The sequence below is a fragment of the Fibrobacter sp. UBA7003 genome, assembly GCA_002449765.1.
Taxonomy (GTDB): Bacteria; Fibrobacterota; Fibrobacteria; order Fibrobacterales; family Fibrobacteraceae; genus Fibrobacter.
Map to the genome: position 1 here is coordinate 290098 of DJXN01000015.1, position 18282 is coordinate 308379.

Below are 18282 nucleotides of genomic sequence, written 5' to 3' on the forward strand. Positions count from 1 at the left end.
CTAATCCATGCGGAAATCGGTTATTGCTTCCTTTTTCGCGTGTACGAGAACAGGAAACTGATGACCAGGACGAAAAAGAAAATGAACACCGTGGGATTGAATCCGCTTCCGTCTTTCGCGTCGTTCTTTGGGGATACCTGCTTTTTGCCGGCTTGCTTGGCCCTTTTCCAGATTTCCTGGAATTCGGCGAAAGTCATCGTTTTCGTGGGCGTGTAGCCTAGGCGGTTGTTGATGTTGTCGGTGTAGTCCTTGAATGTCTGGTAGAGCTTTTCCTCGGAGAAGAGGGCGGGAATCTCGAGCAGTTCCCACACGGCGCTGAACATGGAGACGAGCGCCTGCTCGATGTCGCCCCATTCGGGAATGGCGGTGTAGGTGCGACCGTTTTCGAGGAGGTGGACCAGTTCGCCGTAGGCTTCGTCGTCGGCCCAGGATTCTAGGACCGTCTTGGATGGGGGCAAAAACCCGATTTGCTTGGTGTAGGCATCGAGGTTTGCGTCATTGGTGAGGTACAGGAGTAGCTTGAGTGCGTTTGGATTGCTGTTCTTTGCCGGGATGGCGAGGTTCGATCCGCCGACAAAGCTGATGCTTCCGGCAGCTCCCTTCGGGATGGGGAATACGGTGACGCTGTCCGCTCCGATACGCGCATTCGAAAGGCCTCCCATGGAACCGTTGAACCGTGTCTGCATCACGATTTCGGCGGTGTTCACGATGAAGGCGAGTTCGCCGTTGTTGAACTGCTGGGCGATTTGAGCCGTGTTGAGTTGCAGTGTTTCGCTAGAGACTAGAGTGTCGAGGATGAAGTTCAGGTACTTGGCGATACCCTTCAGCGTGGGCTCGGTGAGGATGTTCGCCTGCCACTTGCCGTCGTTGTCTTTGGCGATGAAGTCTCCGCCTTCGCTCCAGACCCAGGGCGCGAAGTTGTGCGGAATGTTCCAGTCGCTCTTGCCGGGGAAGGCGTAGCCGCGGACCTTGGCTCCGTCTTCGAGCAGTTCCCTGCCCTGGTTCACCTTGGCGATCGCCGCAGAAAAGCCTTCGTAGGTGGCGATGTCATCTTTCCCGATGCCGTATTTCTTGAGGATCCGCTTGTTGGCGAGGACGGGGCGGATGTCGATGAACCAGGGAACGGAATAGATGGTGGTGTCGGCATCGATGTGCGTGGTGCCCCAGCTTGCCGCGACAAACCTGTCGGGCATAATCTTGCCCAGGTAAGGGTTGAGGGGCTTGATTTCGCCTCGGGAGGCAAAATAGGGAATCCACGAGGTGCCGAGCTGCAGCACGTCGGGCGCGCCCTTGCCTGTCTCGAGGGTGGATGCGATTCGGTTCCAGGCTTCGCCCCAGTCGAGAACCTGGACTTGGACGGGGATGTGCGTCTCCTCGGTGAACTTGGCGAGCTGCTGTTCCAGCTTTTCTTGCGGGGAGGCGCCGTTGGGCATGATCCATACCGAGAGTGTGTCGGTGGCAAAAGCGGCGGATGCGGAAAGAGCTGCCGCGATGGCGAGCGTCCTTGTGAAAAATGACATAAAAACTCCTTGACTGTACCCCAAAAAGACAAAAAAAGTGATTTTGAATAAAAGTCCTTTTCAAAATAACAAATAATTTGTATTTTCCTTGGCAAAAAATTGAAAAAAGGGGAGCAGATGCATGTTGCTTGTGGAATAGCCGTGTCCGGCGAAAATATCCTTATCTGTAAGAGGGTTCAAGGGGGGCCCTATGCGGGTCGCTGGGAGTTCCCGACTGCGGTTCTCGATGCCGGGGAGACCCTCGAAGAGAGCCTCGAAAGGTCGTTTTTTGAGCGACTTTCGCTGAATTTGGAAAAATTTGGCTGTTTGGGGGCCTTTGATTCGGTTTGCGCCCGGGGCGTCCGGGTGCACGCCTTTAGGGTAAAATGCCCCGATTTTTCCATGGTGCTTTCGGGCTACGATGATGCTAAATGGGTTCATATCAAGAAGTTGGAGCGTTTTCCGCTCATTCCGGACGCTGTGACGCTTGTCAAAGTGTTGCAAAAAAATATCGTATTTTTCCCGCAATAAGATGTTTTTTTAGTTATATTTTCCCATAGTCGTAAAAAACGATGAACTCAATCCTTAAGGAGTAAATAAAATGAAAAAAGGTATCGCTACCCTCATTTGCGCAAGCCTCATCACCCTCACCGGCTGCTATGGCAGCAACGCTTGCTTCGAAAAGCTTCACAAGTGGAACGGCACGCTTGGTAACAAGTGGCTCAATTCCATCGTTCACTTCATCCTCAACATCTTCGGTGTTTACTGGATTTGCTTGGGCCTCATCGACGGCCTCGTCCTCAACACTGTCGAATTCTGGACTGGCTCCAACCCGCTCGCTGCTGGTGACTCCTACTTCGAGCAGGATGCTCAGGGCAACTCCATCGCCGCTGTGAAGAACGCCGATGGCACGATGTCTGTCGAAGTGACCACCGCTGCTGGCGAAAAGGCTAACCTCACGCTCCAGCGCGACGAAAACGTCGTCCGCGCTCTCGACGCTGAAGGCAACCTCGTTGCTCAGTACGACATCGAAAAGTAATTCTACTTTGAAAATGTTTCGGAATCCCTGCCTTTTGCGGCGGGGATTTCTTTTTTTCTATGGAATTGCCGAAAAACTTTGTTTACGGGCGTTTTTTTTTAGAAAAATCGAAAAAATCCGAAATTTTAATGTATTTTGGGGGTATGACAGGGCGTTTTCTACAGTTGGGACGTCTGATTGCGGTATTGGCTATCGCAGTCTGTTTTTGTGCATGCGTCGAAGATGACGTGAAGCGCGGGAATGAGGCGCTCCGCATCGGCGACTATGACCGTGCCGTCCTGAACTTTTCGAAGGCGCTCGACGTGCAACCCGCCGACCGCGATGCCCGCTACGGCCTGGCCCTTGCGTACTACGCTATCGCCGAGGACAAGGAGAGGCTCAAGGGATCGACCCGCGACCTCTGGGAACGTGCCGTAAAGGAATTCCGCATCCTTTCGAATGTCGATAGCAGCGGTCGCATTGACGCCGCTTACTCGACGGGGCTCTTCTACCTTGCCCGTGCGACCCTTGCCGAGGATTCCCGCACGAACGTGCTGCCGCTGTTGGACCATTCCATCCTGCTCGATACGGCGAACTACTTCAGCTATAACCTCAAGGCTCTAATCCTTGCAAACCAGGGCCGTGTGGAGGAAGCCAAAAAGATTTACGTTTACATCGTGACGAAGGAACCGAAATTCGCGTCTGCGTACCTGAACCTCGGAAATCTCTACTGGGAAGAGCACGATGTGGAATCGGCCTGGGATATCTGGTCGATGGGGCACGAGGCCCTGCCTAAGGATGCCGCTCTTGCACGCTGGACGCGTGTCGCCGAGGATTCCCTCAAGGCCATGGTCCAATCCGGGGAACTATGAGCGTACTCGACGATGCTTGCGGATGCACCCTCCTGCACGAAGGCGGCGAGGCCCGGATTTACAAGTTTAATTCCGGCGGACGTTCTTTTGTCCTGAAGTGGTATGCGGAAGGCGTCCGCATCGACAGTCGCTCGGTCGAAGTCCTGCTGCGTGGCCGTTTCCCCGGTGCCTACAGGATTTTTGAATCGGGGGTGCGCGATGGCCGGGCCTACCTGGTCTACGAATTTATCGAAGGCGCGGAATCGGATACCGTCGCGCCGCTGCCGCCTGCGGTCGCGCTCTATTCCTTGCGGAAGGTGACGCGGACCCTTTCGGACCTTGCAAGGCAGGGTGTCCATCATGGCGACCTGAACCCCTCGAACGTGATTTTCGGTCGCGACGGCGAACCCGTCGTTATCGACTGCGGAATAGTCGGTCCCGGTGCTCCCGCCTTTGCCGCTCCGGAACGCTTTCAGGGGAAGCCCGCCACGGAAAAGAGCGACCTCTACAGCCTGGGCATGCTCCTGTATTGCTGGCTCGCGGGGGAACCGCTGCTTTCGGCGGAAAAATTCGACGCGTATGCGGCTGCCGCGAATTCTGCGGATGGTCTCGACCCGACGACTTTGCTTTATGCGAAGGGCGTGGGCGCAGAAACATTAGCGAGGCTCGAACCTCTGTGGAAGGGACTGCTCCGTTCTAGTCCCGAAGACCGCGTGGAAGATTTCGACGAACTCGACGAACTGCTCGAAATCGCCTTCGATGCCGAATGCGGCGGTGAAGTTGTTTGGAATTCTACCCGCAAGGCGTTCTTGGCTTCGGTCGAATCAAAAATCGGAACGAATTGTTGCAATAGAGGTGAAACGAGCGATTTGCCTGTAGCGTTTGCCGTGACCAAACGCACAGGGCGTCGGCGAGTTGCGCTGCTTCTTGCTGCGATTGTTCTTATATTGTCTGTAATGGCTCTATTCTTGCTGCTGTTGCCTGCGGGTAATTCCGTAGACGAAACGGGCAAGCGGATGCTTGAAAAGTCGAGGGCTCTTGAGACCGAGGTTCCGGAAGCGGAATCCCCGGAACCTTTCGAAAAGATGCCCGAGGCTGTCCTGGAATCCTTGCCGGTTCCGGGAACGAATGACGGCGAAGAATAAGGAAAGGATGTTTATGAAATCGGAATCGATGCTTGCAACAGAGAAAATGCTGGATGTGGTGAAGACGCTTCTCGACGAGGACAAGCCGGAAGAGCTCTTCCCGAAGATACTTTCGGTCGCGAAGGGTGTGCTGCATGCGGATGCCGGTGTCCTTGATATCGCCGGCGATTCTCCGCTCCACTTCTCGAATCCGGAACAGGTATCCATTTCTATCTCGGCGGTGAAACAGGCCAAAAGCGAAGGCAAGGCGGTGGTGTGGAACCAGCTCGACGACGATGGGGCGGACCTCTCGAAGTCGATTGTGCAAAACCAGCTCACGAGTATCATGGTGTCGCCTTTCCGCACTCCCGATAGCGAATCGGGCTACCTCTACTTGCAGCGCGCCGCCCGCAAGGAACCCTTTACCGATGAAGACAGCGAACTGTTTGATTCGTTTGTCGCTGTCTGTGAAAAGTTTGCGTTTGCGGCCTACGACCGCCTGCGCGACAAGGAATCCCTGGACGTTTTGAAGAACGTTGTCCGCAAGGATGGAATCGTGTATTCGAGCCCGGCGATGTCCGAACTTGTCGCCTTGGCCGAAAAGCTCGCACCGCTCCCGCTCCCGGTGATTATCCGTGGCGAGACGGGCACGGGCAAGGAAGTTTTCGCGAGGTTCATCCACAGGCAGAGCCCGCGCGCCGAACGCCCGTTCATTGCGGTGAATTGCGGCGCCATCCCGGAACACCTGATCGAATCGCTCCTGTTTGGGCATGCGAAGGGCTCGTTCACGGGTGCCATCGATTCTCGCAAGGGCTTTTTCGAGGAAGCCGACGGCGGCACCATATTCCTCGACGAAATCGGCGACCTGCCGCTGAACATGCAGGTGAAACTGTTGCGCGTGCTGCAGGAAAAGCATATCACGCGCGTGGGCGATAACCGCGAAATCCCGGTGAACGTGCGCGTCATCTCCGCGACACATGTGGACCTGGAAGAGGCCGTGCGCGAAAAGAAGTTCCGCGAGGACCTCTACTTCCGTATCCAGGTGATGCCCCTCTCGATTCCGCCCCTGCGTGAACGCGGACAGGACGTGGTTCTCCTGGCCGAAGAATTTATTCGCAGGTATGGCGCTGAATACGGTCGCGGAAAGTTCAAGCTAAGCCGCAATTCCGAGAAGGCGCTGCTCGGCTACCATTGGCCGGGAAACGTCCGCGAACTCGAGAACCGCATCCAGAAGGCGCTTGTCCAGGCGGTCCACGGGGTCATCCAGCCCAAGGATCTGGGACTCGACGACCTGCAGGAGCAGACGAAGGAAAGTCCCCGCACGCTCAAGGAAGCCCGCGAGGCCGTGGAACGCGACGTCATTTCTAGGGCCCTGCGGGACAGCAACGCGAACCTCACGCTGGCGGCCACGATCCTCGGGATTGACCGCAAGGTGCTTCGCGAGGTGATGGAGCGCCTGGGTATCAAGAAAGAGGATTTCCGGAACTGATGCGTAATTTGGAAAAACGGGACTTTTGAACCCGGTGGGACAATGGGTATCAATTTTTACTTTGCTTTTGGATGCATTTTATCTATATTATTGACGATAGGTGGCTAAAAAACCTAGAAAGAAAGCCTAAAGGGATGTTGGCACGGTTTTTGCAGTAGGAAGAGTATGAAACGCTTGACTTTCATATCAATGGTTCTCATCGCGGCGGCGCTCTCGTTCGCCCGTGATGGCCTTGCTGCTCCGGAGTCCAGCATTCCGACCCCTGCCGAAAAGACGGAAGTTTCGCAAGGAACCCCGGATTTGGGCGCTAAGGAAAGTGCAGACTGGCAAAAGCTACGTGCAGAAAGAAAGCAGGCGAGGGAACAGATCCTCTCCAGGTTGAGGGAAAGTTCCAACGTCGAGAAGCAGGATATACGTCAGAAGGTTTCGAAAAATCGGAACGAAGAGTCTCACTTCGAAGGGAAAAAGCATCAAAAAGAGCCTCGCGAGCGTCGTCCGGAGGCTGAACGTCCGGAACGCGCTGATTCTCCCGAAATGAATCCGATGCGGGGCAATCCCGGCTTCATGCCATTTCCTTGGTGGGGCTGGGGTCCGATGCCTCCGAAATGAATAAAATCGCAGTAGTACTGATACTATTGCTTTCGTCTGTCCTCTTGGCCGAGACCCAGGAGGAGGTTTACTATCAGGCGTTGAAGGCAGAAGAAGCCGGGGATGTTTCCGGCTCCCTTTCGTTGTTTGAACGCGCCATCGATATCGGCGGCGAATATACCGACGAAATCCGCGAAATTGTGAACGAATACTACGATGCCCTGGGAATCTCCCGTGACGGCAGTTCGGTCTCGTTCCGTCTTCAGGGCGATGTGGGCGGCTATGCCCTGCGCTACGATGATTTTTCCGCTTCGGATTCGAGCGCCCGATATGGCGGAGATGCTTACCTGACGCTGAACGCGTTCCTGGACTGGAACGTGGGCGACTGGATCCACTCCTTTGGCCTCTCTTTTGCGATGGACCGCATTTTTGCGGACAACGTCCCCGTGCTGGACACTTGTACCTGGATGCTGGTGCCCGGGATTGAGTATTCCCTTGTTGGGGAAAGCCTCATGCTCGATGTTGGCATGGAATACAACATCTACGACATGGATAAGTTTGAACCCGCCGCGTTCCTATGGTTCGAGTTCGATGCGAAACGCTTCGAGAAACAGCGTATCGGAGCCGCGATTTGGGGCTATACCCGTTGGGGCGGGAATACGACTGCGGCCGTCTATGCGACGTGGCACCGGACTGTGCCGCTGGGCCTGAACGGCCAGGTCTATGCGGGTGTTAAGTACGAGGCCGATTCCCTCGCCGATGTCATCGGCTATGTCGACAAGCTCTCGGAAGATTGCGAGCGGAACGAATTCGGAATGTGTGTTGACGGAAGCATGCCCCCCGGGACGATGCCCCCCTTTACGGATTTCTGGGGGGAGTGCGTCAGGGACCATGGCGAGGAAGTCTGTGCCGATTCCAGGAATGGCATCCTGCAATCGTATATGGATGCTGCCTACGCCGACTGGCTAGAACAGATGGCGCAGGCGGAAACTTCCGATGTGGAAATGGAATACCGTATGAGCCGTTGGATTGGCCCTACGGTCCGCTCGAAGATTTCGTACCGGTTCCGGAACAGGCTTTCCCTGGAATCCAAGATGAACCTGCTGTACGCGTTCTTGGTGGATGGCGCGTCTAGCGAATACGAGAAGATGCGCAAGTTCTCTGTCTCGTGGGGCCTTTCGCTCGGATGGAACCCGAACATTTTCACGTTTTACGTTGGCTTCGAGCAGCTCTACCTGCATTACTGGCTTCCCAACAGCCTCAAGAACTATTTCCCCGACAACAGCCTCGTGAACGAAGTGAAGCTCGGGGTGAAATTCGACATCTAGCGCAGCATTTGATGCTGATTTTGGGGAAAAGAAAAGAGGGCGGATGAACCGTCCTCTTTTCATGGAGATAGTGGGAGTCGAACCCATGACCTACAGATTGCGAACCTGTCGCTCTACCAACTGAGCTATATCCCCGTAAGTGATGCCAAATATATCTTATAAGTGCGCTTCCGTCAAGTGTGGATGCCTCAAAAATCGCATTTTGATGCAGATTTGGCGATAGATTCGTCTACTGGCTATTTGTTCCTGTTTTCCACGAGCTCGGTGGCGAGTTTCTTCATGCCGTTGAAATCCCACTTGCCGCTCCCGAGCTTGGGGATGCTTTCGACATTGAATACGGAACCCGGCAGCATCAGCGGGGGAATTCCGGACTTTCGCAGCCTGCGCGAGATTTCCTCGACGTCGCAGTCGCCATTCACGAGCAGCACGATGCGTTCGCCCTTCACCGAATCGGGGACGGCGGTCACGGCGAATTCCATGTTGTCGAGGATTTTCGATTCGGCAATGCGGAGCTCCACGGCGGTAAGCGAAATCATTTCGCCGCCGAGTTTCGCGAACCGGCTGTAGCGGCCGAGAATCTGGACGAACCCGTCGGGGGTGAGCTTGCACTTGTCGCCCGTCTTGTACCAGCGTCTGCCGTCGATCTCGATGACGACGGAATCCGTCTTTTCCGGATCCTTGAGGTAGCCCTTCATTACCTGCGGGCCGGACACGACAAGCATGCCCTCTTCGCTTTGCGGCATGAACTCGTTGGTCTCGGGGTCGATGATTGCCGCGATGGAACCCGGGACTCCCATGCCGATGCTCGACAGGTCGCAGCACTTTTCGAGGGTGAGGAAGTCGTCGAGCAGTGCGTTCGGGGCATTGAGCGTGGCAAGCGGCGTGAGTTCCGTGCAGCCGTAGCCTTCGTAGATATCCTTTCCGAACTTGAGCTTGAATGTCTCGCGCATCTCGGGACGGAGCTTTTCGGCACCTGCGATGATGTAGCGGAGCGAATCGAGGCACATGGGGTGGACCCAGCGGCTCACGACGATGGCGCGGAGGAACGTGGGCGTGCCCATCATGATGGTCGTCTTGTACTGGGCGCACACGCGGGCAAGCGTCTTGATGTCGGTCGGGTCGGGGCAGAGCACCATGGGAACGCCGTCCAAAAGCGGCATCATGAACGTGAGCGTGAAGCCGAAGGAATGGAACAGGGGCAGGAGCGCCGTCATTACGTCGGTGCGGCGGAGCTTGATGATGTGGTCGCCCTGCTGCGCGTTCGAGATGACATTCTTGTGCGTGAGCTCCACGCCCTTCGGCGAACCTTCGGAACCGGAACTGAAGAGGATGACTGCATCGTCGGAAAGCTTGGCGGAAGTGAACCAGAGCCTGCGGAGGATGGGCTTGGGAGTCGCGATGACTATGAACGTTGAGAAGATACGGTCGAACGTGGTAATCTTCGCTTCTTCCTCGTCGAGGTAGATCATTTTGCATTTCCCGGCAATTTGCCCGAACGCGGGGTTCCTGCCGCAGATTTTCTCGTAGAACGCGCGTGTCGTGACGACCGTGGAAACATCGGCCTTCTCGATGCAGCCGAGGATGGTGTCGACGGGGGAGGAATAGTTGAGGTTCACGCTGGTCTTTCCGGCGCCCAGGATGGACATGATGCCGAGTGCCGCGTCGCGGCTGGTCGCGAGCATGAATCCCACGTTCTGGTCGTTCCTTGCGACGGAGCGGATTTTCTTGCCGAAGTAGTGGCAGAGGCGAATCATTCCGTAGCCGCTCACGTGGTTGCCTGCGGGGTCGATAAGGATGACTCGGCTGCGGCGTTTGCGCATGGCCTTGAACCAGAGCGGGACAATCGATTCGGAGTGGTCCATCGCCATGTTCCAGATGTCGGTGGCGAGGAACTGCAGGTCTTTGCGGATTTGCTTCTCGCTGGCGTCTGTGGGGAGCGGCTTCCCGAATCCGACGCTGATGACGCGGTTGAAGGATTGCGGACGGTTGACGCATTCGGAGGCTTGGCTGTAGCGGCTGCCCCAGAGCCCTTGGATGTAGAACGGCACAATCTGGGCGCCTGTACCCTCGATTGCCTTGGAGTAGTCGAGGGAGAATGTCGAAACGAAGGGAGTTTTCGAGACTTCGCCCTCGGGGAAGATGACGACAGCTTCGCCATTCAGGAGCGCCTTGCGGATTTCTTCCATGGCGGGGGCCGGGTCGCGCCTGTTGATGTCGATGACGAATTTTCCGTGCGAAAGCCAGCGCAGGTACCAGTCGGCGAACGTGTTCCTGTTGCTTGCGATGCGGAGCGGCCTTGGGCTCGACATCTGGAGTACGGCCCAGTCGATAAAGCTGAAGTGCGGCCCCACCAGGAGGAGGGGGCCCGTCTCGGGGATGTTCTGCACGCCCATCACCTTGACGCGGTAGCGGAATACGAAAGCGAATGCGAATCGCAGTGCCGCGCGCAGCAGGGCCATCGGGGTCTGCCTGAGGTTCGTGATGAAGGTCAGCGCCAGGATGACCGCGAGGATCATGAAGCAGTGGTCGACCGTTATTGGCGTAAAGATGAGTAATAGTGTCTGCCCGCCCATGATGAGCACGAGGAACGCCATCTGGATGCAGTTGGCGACGGCATGGATGCGGCCTGCTGTGTCGGGACGCGTGAAACTCTGGATGACCGTGCGGAGGATGACGAATGCGGAGCCGGCGCAGAATCCGATGATGCCATAGAGGATGCCCTGGAGCCAGTCGTTGTGTACGAAGGGTAGTGCGACCATCGTGCCAGCCGATACGGCGGCCGAGAAGGGGATGAATCCGGTCTCGACGAATCCCTTGGATGCCCAGCTTGCCGACAGGGCGCCGATGACGTAGCCCAGCGTGACGATGAACATCGAGATGGGAATGACCGCCGTGTTGAGCATGTCGGTCATGTTCTGGATGAGGATGAGGAATATCTGCGTCACGCCCCAGAACGCGGAAAGCCCGAGGATGGAAAGGCGCACGATGGGGTGGCTCCAGGTGGCGGAGAAGTTGCGCATCGGGGAACGAAGCTTGAGCGAATCGTGGTGTGCTCCGACGCGGATGCAGAACCCGGCGATGGTCGCGACGACGCTGAGTCCAAGGTAAATCCAGAGAGTAAGGTCAATGCTTACGGGGGAATCGGGCCTGCCCGAAAGCCCCATGGCGAAGAACGCCGCGCCCGCCGTGCCGAGGACGGAGAGCACCATGTACCAGGAGTTGATTTTTACGAGGTCTTCGCTTTCGACCATCTCCTTCATGATGCCGAGCTTTGCGGGGCTCAGTACCGCGAGGAAAATGCCGTAGAGGCCGAGAAGACCGTAGGCGACCCATTCGGCGCCGGCCACGTAGCACACGACAATCGCGATGACGGAGGCCAGCATCCCCACGGACGACCATGCCATCACGCGACCCTTGTGGAAGTGGCCTGCGAAGTAGCTTGCCGCGGGCATCATGAATATGCTCGGGGCAAAAATGGCGACCTGGAGTAACATACTGCGCCACCAGAACGCGGACCCCTCGAATGAGAATGACAGCCAGCGCTGGAAGTGGACGAACAGGCCCATCTGCACAAAAATGCTGCAAAAGACGAACAACAGGAACGCGAAGACGCTGGGGTACTTGCTCAGTTTCATAGATCCTCGAAAAGATGCTTAATAATAGAATTATGTAGAATATAGGGAAGTGTTCGCTTAAGGTCAAAAAACTTACAATTTTATTACTTTTGGCCGGTCGTCGGGCATGTTCCAAGTCGGAAAGTTTTTTTTGAAAAAAATTTTCTTTTATTCGAAAAGAAAGTTATATTTTCGGCAAGGATGGTATTGGGATCACCAATCCTTAGAGACGGAGGAGTCTATGAAAGCAAAAGTTCTTGCTGTTGGTATGGCCGTTGCAGCGTCGTTTGCGTTTGCAGAGTATGTGAATCCTGAAATCTGGTTCGATGGAACTGATGCAGAAATGTGGATAAGTACCCCTAATCCAGAAAATCTTTCGCATGACCCAGGAATACTTGGCAGCTATTGGTACGATCTTGATGACCGCAAGAATGACCATGGTGGGTCTTATATCGCGTATCCGTACGACACCACGGGTTATAACGGCTCGTTGATCGCTCCGATGATTGACAGTCTCGGCTACTTGGCTGTCAAGTACCGTCTGGAAGACCCGACAACTACGGGGCAAACAGAAGAATATCCTTACAACTTCGTCAAGTTCGGCTTCAATATAGTTCAAATGGGCGACCCTGGGCTCGACATTTCGTCGATCGGGGGGCTTTGTGCCACTTATACCTCAGATATGGAAGTATGGCTTGAGGTCATTACAGACAAAACCGGCAACACCCCATGTTTTGCGAAGCTTCCCAAGGCTGTAGAGCCGACGACGGTTGACAAGGCAATCGAGGATTTTGCTCAGCCGACGTGGGCTGCTGATTCTAACAAAGTTGCCAGTTGCATGGAGGCGTTCAAGGCCGCTCGGTCTGTCATGTTTAAAATCGATGGCGGTGCGTCTGTGGCGGATGGCGAACTTCGTATTTTCGAGGTCGGTCCCAAAGGGACTTGTAAGGGCGGAAAGACAGTTAAGGATTATTGGCCCGGATCCGGATGCAAGTCCGATGGCGATGGACATGCGCAATGTCCGCCGTGTGGTGGTCCTGGATGTTTCACCAAACTTAGCGGATTGAAAACCGTTTCGTCTGCATCGATTTCTGTGTTGGGCCGATTGGTGACCTTGAACGGACTTGGGCAGAACGTGCAGTACAAACTTTTCGACATGCAGGGCAACGTGGTCCGTAGTGGCTATGCCGCTGGGAACATCGATTTCGGCGGCGTAAAGTCCGGTAGCTACCTGCTCAAGGTCAAGGGCAATCTGGAACTGACCGAGAAGATTGTGCTGAAGTAGATGCTCCGTAAAAAGGTCGCTTTGTATTGAAATTTTGCACAAATGTTCACTAAAAATTAGACGGCTAGGCCGTCTTTTTTTATATTTGGGGCATGACCAAGTCTATCGAAATCCGCGATGCGCACGAACATAACCTCCGCCATGTGAACCTTTCCATTCCCCGCGATTCCATCGTGGTGGTAACCGGCGTTTCCGGTTCGGGCAAGTCGAGCCTCGCGTTCGATACGGTGTTCCAGGAAGGCCAGCGCCGCTTTGTGGAGTCGCTTTCGGCGTATGCGCGCCAGTTCATCGGCCGCATGAAGCACCCCGAGGTGGAGAGCGTGCGCGGTATCTCGCCGACGATTTCGATCGACCAGAAGACGGTGAACCGTAACCCGCGTTCCACAGTGGGTACGGTGGTAGAAATCTTGGATCATTACCGTTTGCTTTTTGCGCGCTTGGGCGTGCCGCATTGCCCCGATTGTGGGCGCGTGATTCAGGCGCAGACGGTAGACCAAATTGTCGATAATTTGTATGTGAGCGACGAGGGCAAGCAGATTACGGTGATGGCGCCGATTGTGCAGGAGCGCAAGGGCGAATACCGCAAGGAACTGGCCGAACTCAAGGAAAACGGATTTGTGCGTGCCCGCGTGGATGGCGTGATTTACCGCCTGGAAGATGTTCCCGCGCTTGTGCGTTACGAGAAGCATACGATTGAAGCGGTGATTGACCGCTTGACGCTGGAACGCAAGAACATGAGCCGCCTGCGCGAGGCGCTGGAAGGCGCACTGAAATTGACCGACGGAAAGTTGGTGAGTTTCTTGCTGGCTGCGGCTGGTTCTGCGGGTGCGGGGGATGCGTCGCAGACTGGAAATGCGTCGGCCAAGGAAGAATATCGCCTGCAGGGCACGCTCTTGGCTTGCCCCAAGTGCGGCATCTCCATTCCGGAACTGGAACCGCGGTTCTTCAGCTTCAACGATCCGAAGGGCCGTTGCCCCGCCTGTAAGGGCATGGGCGAAAGCTACAAGTTCGACTTGGATTTGATTATCCCGGACAAGACGAAGTCCATCAAGGACGGCTGCATTGCGACCATCAAGAAGGACGACGGCACGCTGATTTTCAGCGATTTCGGTCGCCGCAACCTGCGCAACATCGCGAACGAGATGCATTTTTCGCTCGATACGCCGTGGAACAAGCTCAAGAAGGCGCAACAGGATGCCGTCTTGTACGGCACGCCCAGCGGGAGCGAACGGGGAATCATGCCCATCATGGAAGAACTGTGGGACATGTGGCACATCTACCACTTCCGCAAGTACATGCAGATAGGCATTTGCCCTGAATGCCACGGCACGCGCATCAACCGTACGGCGAATGCGGTCACGTTCCATGGAGTGAATCTGACTGAGATGACGGAATGGTCCGTCGAGAAGTCGGTGGAATTTTTCAACAAGATTGACTTGTCCGAAAAGGAAAAGCGAATTGGCAAGGAAATTCTGAAGGAGATTCGCGGGCGACTTTCTTTCTTGAATGCGGTGGGGCTTGGCTACTTGAATATCAACCGCAAGGCGTCTACACTTTCGGGCGGTGAAGCGCAGCGAATCAGGCTTGCAAGTGCCGTGGGCGCCGGTCTGCAGGGCGTGCTTTACGTGCTTGACGAGCCGAGCATCGGGCTCCACCCCCGCGATAACGATAAACTGCTCGGGATGTTGGAACATTTGCGTGCGCAGGGTAACTCCCTGATTATCGTGGAACACGACGAAGACACCATGCGCCATGCGGACTGCGTGATTGACGTGGGGCCGGGTGCCGGCGTGGAAGGCGGTCGCGTAATTGCGGCTGGAACCGTCGAGGAACTCGAAAAGAATAAGGCGTCGCTGACGGGTGCGTACCTGAGCGGCCGTAAGGCAATCGAGATTCCCGAAAAGCGCAAGAAGATTGACAAGAATACGCCGAAACTCAAGATTTGCGGTGCCGCCGAGAATAATCTCAAGAACATCGATGTGGAAATTCCGCTGGACGGTGCGCTCACGGTGGTGACGGGCGTGTCGGGCTCCGGCAAGAGTACGCTGATTAATCAGATTCTGCGCCGCGAATTGGCCCGCGTGTTCTACAATTCCGAAGAACCGGTAGGCAAGTTCGACCATCTGGAAGGCCTCGAAAACATCGACAAGGTGATTGAAATCGACCAGACGCCCATTGGCCGCACGCCGCGAAGCAACCCGGCAACGTACACGAAAATTTGGGACGATATCCGCGACCTTTTCGCCAGCATGGAAGAAAGCAAGATTCGCGGTTACAGCAAGAGCCGATTCAGTTTTAACGTGAAGGGCGGACGCTGCGATGCCTGCGAAGGCGCTGGCGTGAAAATCGTGGACATGCACATTCTGCCGAGCGTTCAGGTGACTTGCGAAGTTTGCGGCGGCAAGCGCTTTAACGATGCAACCCGCGAAGTGTATTTCAAGGGCAAGAACGTCTCCGAAATTTTGGACATGAGCATTGCCGATGCAGCGGAATTCTTCAAGGATATTCCGAAGATTGCAGAACCGCTGAATTTGCTCGTGGAGGTGGGCCTCGGCTACCTCACTTTGGGCCAGCCTTCGACAACGCTCAGCGGCGGTGAAGCGCAGCGCATTAAAATTGCTTCTGAACTGCGCCGCCCGGGTACCGGCAAGACGCTTTACCTGCTCGACGAACCGACGACGGGCTTGCATTTCGAAGATATCCGCAAGCTCATGGATTGCCTGAATCGTCTGCGTAGCCTCGGCAACAGCGTCGTGATTATCGAACACAACCTGGACGTAATCAAGTGCGCCGACTGGATTATTGACTTGGGCCCGGATGCGGGTATTCACGGCGGTCGCGTGATTGCGACGGGAACGCCGGAACAGATTGCGAAATGCAAGAAGTCGGAAACGGGCCGCTACCTTGCGCCGGTGCTTGCGAAAAAGCATGGTGAAAATCATCATTTTGATCGTACGCTCAAGGGCGGCGAGGACTTGTCGCTCGATATCGAGGTGCATGGCGCCCGCAAGCACAACCTCAAGAACATTGACGTGACGATTCCGCGCCACAAGCTTACGGTCGTGACGGGCGTTTCGGGCTCCGGAAAATCGAGCCTCGCTTTCCATACGCTCTTTAGCGAAGGCCAGCGCCGCTTTGTAGAGACGTTGAGCACGTATGCCCGCCGATTCTTGGGACGTCCCGACCACGGAAGCATCGATTCCATTTCGGGCCTCGCGCCGGCAATCGCCATCGACCAGAAGAGTGCAAGCAAGAGCCCGCGCTCTACGGTGGCGACCCTCACCGAAATTTATGACTACTTCCGCATTTTCTGGGCGAGGGTCGGCACCCCGCATTGCCTGAAATGCGGGAAGCCTGTGTCTTCGTACAGCGCGGGCGACCTGATGCAATACGCCTTCGACCGCGACTTGAATAAGAAAGTCACGGTGCTTGCCCCGTTCGAAATCAAGGACGTGCTGAAGCTTTCCAAGATTCTCACGGAAAAAGGCTACCGCAAGGTTTACCTCGGCAATAAACTGGTGGAACTTCCGCTGCCGAAAATCCCGACCCGCGAAAAGCAGTTGTTCGCTGTGGTCGATACGGTCGTGGTCAAGGAAGAAAACCGCGCCCGCTTGGTAGAAGCTTTTGAACGTGGCTACCGCGATGGCAACGGAATCCTTTATGTGGAAGACGAGAAGGGCGGACGCCTTGCCTGCTCCGAAAAGCCGGGTTGCCCTGAATGTGGCTGGTACATGGATTCAGCCTTGAATCCCAAGCACTTCAGTTTTAATACGCACTGGGGCGCTTGCGAAACCTGCCTTGGCCTCGGCCACTTTAAGGACGGCGAAGTTTGCCCCGATTGTCACGGCGAACGCCTGAAGCCTGAATATCTGGCGGTTCGCATTGGCGACAAGAATATCATGGATGTGAACCACATGAGCATCGCCCAGGCGCTTGAATGGTTCAGCAACGAAAACTTCAAACGTGACAATTTCGGAAAGGACAAAAATCCCGACGGCAAGATGACGGTTGCCGAACCTTTGCTCCGCGAAATTGTGGGGCGCCTCAATTTCTTGAAGGGGGTAGGCCTCGGCTACATCGGCCTTGACCGCGCGGGCGACACGCTCAGCGGTGGTGAATCTCAGAGAATTCGTCTCGCAAGCCAGATCGGTAGCGGCCTCGAAGGCGTACTTTACGTGCTTGACGAACCCACGGTGGGCTTGCACGAAAGCGATACCGCCATGCTGCTCGATACGCTTTACCGCCTGCGCGATTTGGGTAACACGCTCGTGGTGGTGGAACACGACATGAAGATGATGCAGGCCGCCGACCACATTATCGATATGGGGCCTGCGGCGGGCGAGTTTGGCGGCGAAGTCGTTGCCGAAGGTTCTCCGGAACAGCTTTCCAAGCCTTACGCCTTGCAGCAGTTTCCGCGCAGTGAGACTGTCAAGTATTTGACGCACACCATCCCGATGGCGAACGAAATTGCGGCAAAGCCCATTACCGATTCCACGGAATTCTACGAATTCGAAAAATTGAATCACAACAATCTTAAGAATTTGTCTGTAAAGTTCCCGAAGGGCGCCATCAGCGTGGTCTGCGGTGTTTCTGGCTCGGGCAAGAGCTCCATGGTCATGGACGAAATCTACCCGCGCCTCAAGAAGAAATTCCAGGCCCGCGGTCGCAAAAAGCAGAACGGCGAAGTTCTTCTGGTGGACCAAAGCCCGATTTCGGGGACTCCTCGCAGCACGCCCGCGAGTTTCACGGGCGTGTTTGACGACATCCGCAAGCTGTTCGCCAAACTGCCGCAAGCCAAGTTGAAAGGTTTCGACTACGGGCGCTTCAGTTACAACTTGGCTCGCGGCCGCTGCGAGGCCTGCGAAGGCCGCGGTGCCATTTCGGTGGAAATGCACTTCCTTTCGGATGTGTGGGAAGTCTGCGATGTCTGCGGTGGCAAACGCTACAACCAGGAAACCCTCACCGTTACTTTCAAGGGCAAGAATATCGCCGATGTGCTCGACATGCGCGTTGCCGAAGCCTGCGAATTCTTCAAGGACCAGCCGAAAATCCTCCCGAAACTGGAATGCCTGCGCGATGTGGGTCTCCCGTACGTGAAACTCGGCCAGTCCGTCACCACGCTCAGCGGCGGCGAATCCCAGCGCCTCAAGTTGGCGGCGGAACTTGCCCGCAAGCCTGCCCAGGAAATGGTCTACCTGCTCGACGAACCGACTACAGGGCTCCACCTCAAGGACATTCAGATTCTCTGGAACATGTTGCGCAAGCTTTCGGCCCGTGGCGATACCATTATTGTCATCGAACACCACCCGGACATTATCCGCCTCGCCGACTGGAAGGTGGAACTCGGGCCCGTCGGTGGCGAAAAGGGCGGATATTTGCTCGAAATGGGCAAAAACAACCAATAATCACGAACAAAGTCCTTACAAAGATGTTATCTTTAAATATGGTTGGGCTATGGTTTTTTCTGTAGCCGTGAGTAATTAACA

11 protein-coding genes and 1 tRNA gene are annotated in these 18282 nt (G+C 55.6%); 9 read left to right on the forward strand and 3 right to left on the reverse strand.

The features are described from left to right. Positions 1-20: 20 nt before the first annotated feature. Positions 21-1520 (reverse strand): extracellular solute-binding protein, encoded by a 1500-nt coding sequence (locus B2952_RS13350; protein ID WP_290732195.1) that lies wholly within the window; start codon positions 1518-1520, stop codon positions 21-23. Positions 1521-1619: 99 nt separating this feature from the next. On the opposite strand from B2952_RS13350, the gene B2952_RS13355 reads away from it, so the two are divergent. From B2952_RS13355 to B2952_RS13385, 7 genes are all read left to right on the forward strand, one after another. Continuing rightward, the gene (locus tag B2952_RS13355; protein WP_173380918.1) at positions 1620-2030 is read left to right on the forward strand and encodes an NUDIX domain-containing protein; all 411 of its coding nucleotides are present in this window, start codon (positions 1620-1622) and stop codon (positions 2028-2030) included. A gap of 70 nt (positions 2031-2100) precedes the next feature. After that, positions 2101-2538, forward strand: a complete 438-nt coding sequence (locus tag B2952_RS13360; protein WP_173364955.1) for a DUF3332 family protein — start codon at positions 2101-2103, stop codon at positions 2536-2538. A 143-nt stretch (positions 2539-2681) separates the two neighbouring features. Continuing rightward, entirely contained in the window at positions 2682-3389 is a 708-nt protein-coding gene (locus B2952_RS13365; RefSeq protein WP_290733602.1) for a tetratricopeptide repeat protein, read from the forward strand. Continuing rightward, a complete protein-coding gene (locus B2952_RS13370) occupies positions 3386-4513 on the forward strand; it encodes a serine/threonine protein kinase (RefSeq protein ID WP_290733604.1) in 1128 nt (375 codons plus the stop codon). The genes B2952_RS13365 and B2952_RS13370 overlap by 4 nt, the downstream gene beginning before the upstream one ends. 13 nt (positions 4514-4526) lie before the next feature. Further along, the gene (locus B2952_RS13375) at positions 4527-5981 is read left to right on the forward strand and encodes a sigma-54 interaction domain-containing protein (RefSeq protein ID WP_290724145.1); all 1455 of its coding nucleotides are present in this window, start codon (positions 4527-4529) and stop codon (positions 5979-5981) included. Between the two features lie 165 nt (positions 5982-6146). Beyond that, positions 6147-6590 (forward strand): hypothetical protein, encoded by a 444-nt coding sequence (locus B2952_RS13380; protein WP_173364951.1) that lies wholly within the window; start codon positions 6147-6149, stop codon positions 6588-6590. Then, a complete protein-coding gene (locus tag B2952_RS13385) occupies positions 6587-7897 on the forward strand; it encodes a hypothetical protein (RefSeq protein ID WP_290733606.1) in 1311 nt (436 codons plus the stop codon). The genes B2952_RS13380 and B2952_RS13385 overlap by 4 nt, the downstream gene beginning before the upstream one ends. A 62-nt stretch (positions 7898-7959) precedes the next feature. On the opposite strand, the gene B2952_RS13390 is transcribed toward B2952_RS13385, so the two are convergent. Both B2952_RS13390 and B2952_RS13395 read right to left on the reverse strand, forming a co-directional pair. Continuing rightward, positions 7960-8032, reverse strand: a tRNA-Ala gene (locus tag B2952_RS13390). Positions 8033-8133: 101 nt separating this feature from the next. Continuing rightward, positions 8134-11532, reverse strand: coding sequence for an MFS transporter (locus tag B2952_RS13395; RefSeq protein ID WP_290733608.1), 3399 nt, complete (start codon positions 11530-11532; stop codon positions 8134-8136). A 220-nt stretch (positions 11533-11752) separates the two neighbouring features. On the opposite strand from B2952_RS13395, the gene B2952_RS13400 reads away from it, so the two are divergent. Further along, a complete protein-coding gene (locus B2952_RS13400) occupies positions 11753-12796 on the forward strand; it encodes a T9SS type A sorting domain-containing protein (RefSeq protein ID WP_290733610.1) in 1044 nt (347 codons plus the stop codon). A gap of 92 nt (positions 12797-12888) precedes the next feature. Then, positions 12889-18201, forward strand: a complete 5313-nt coding sequence (uvrA, locus tag B2952_RS13405) for an excinuclease ABC subunit UvrA (RefSeq protein WP_290733612.1) — start codon at positions 12889-12891, stop codon at positions 18199-18201. Positions 18202-18282 lie beyond the last annotated feature (81 nt).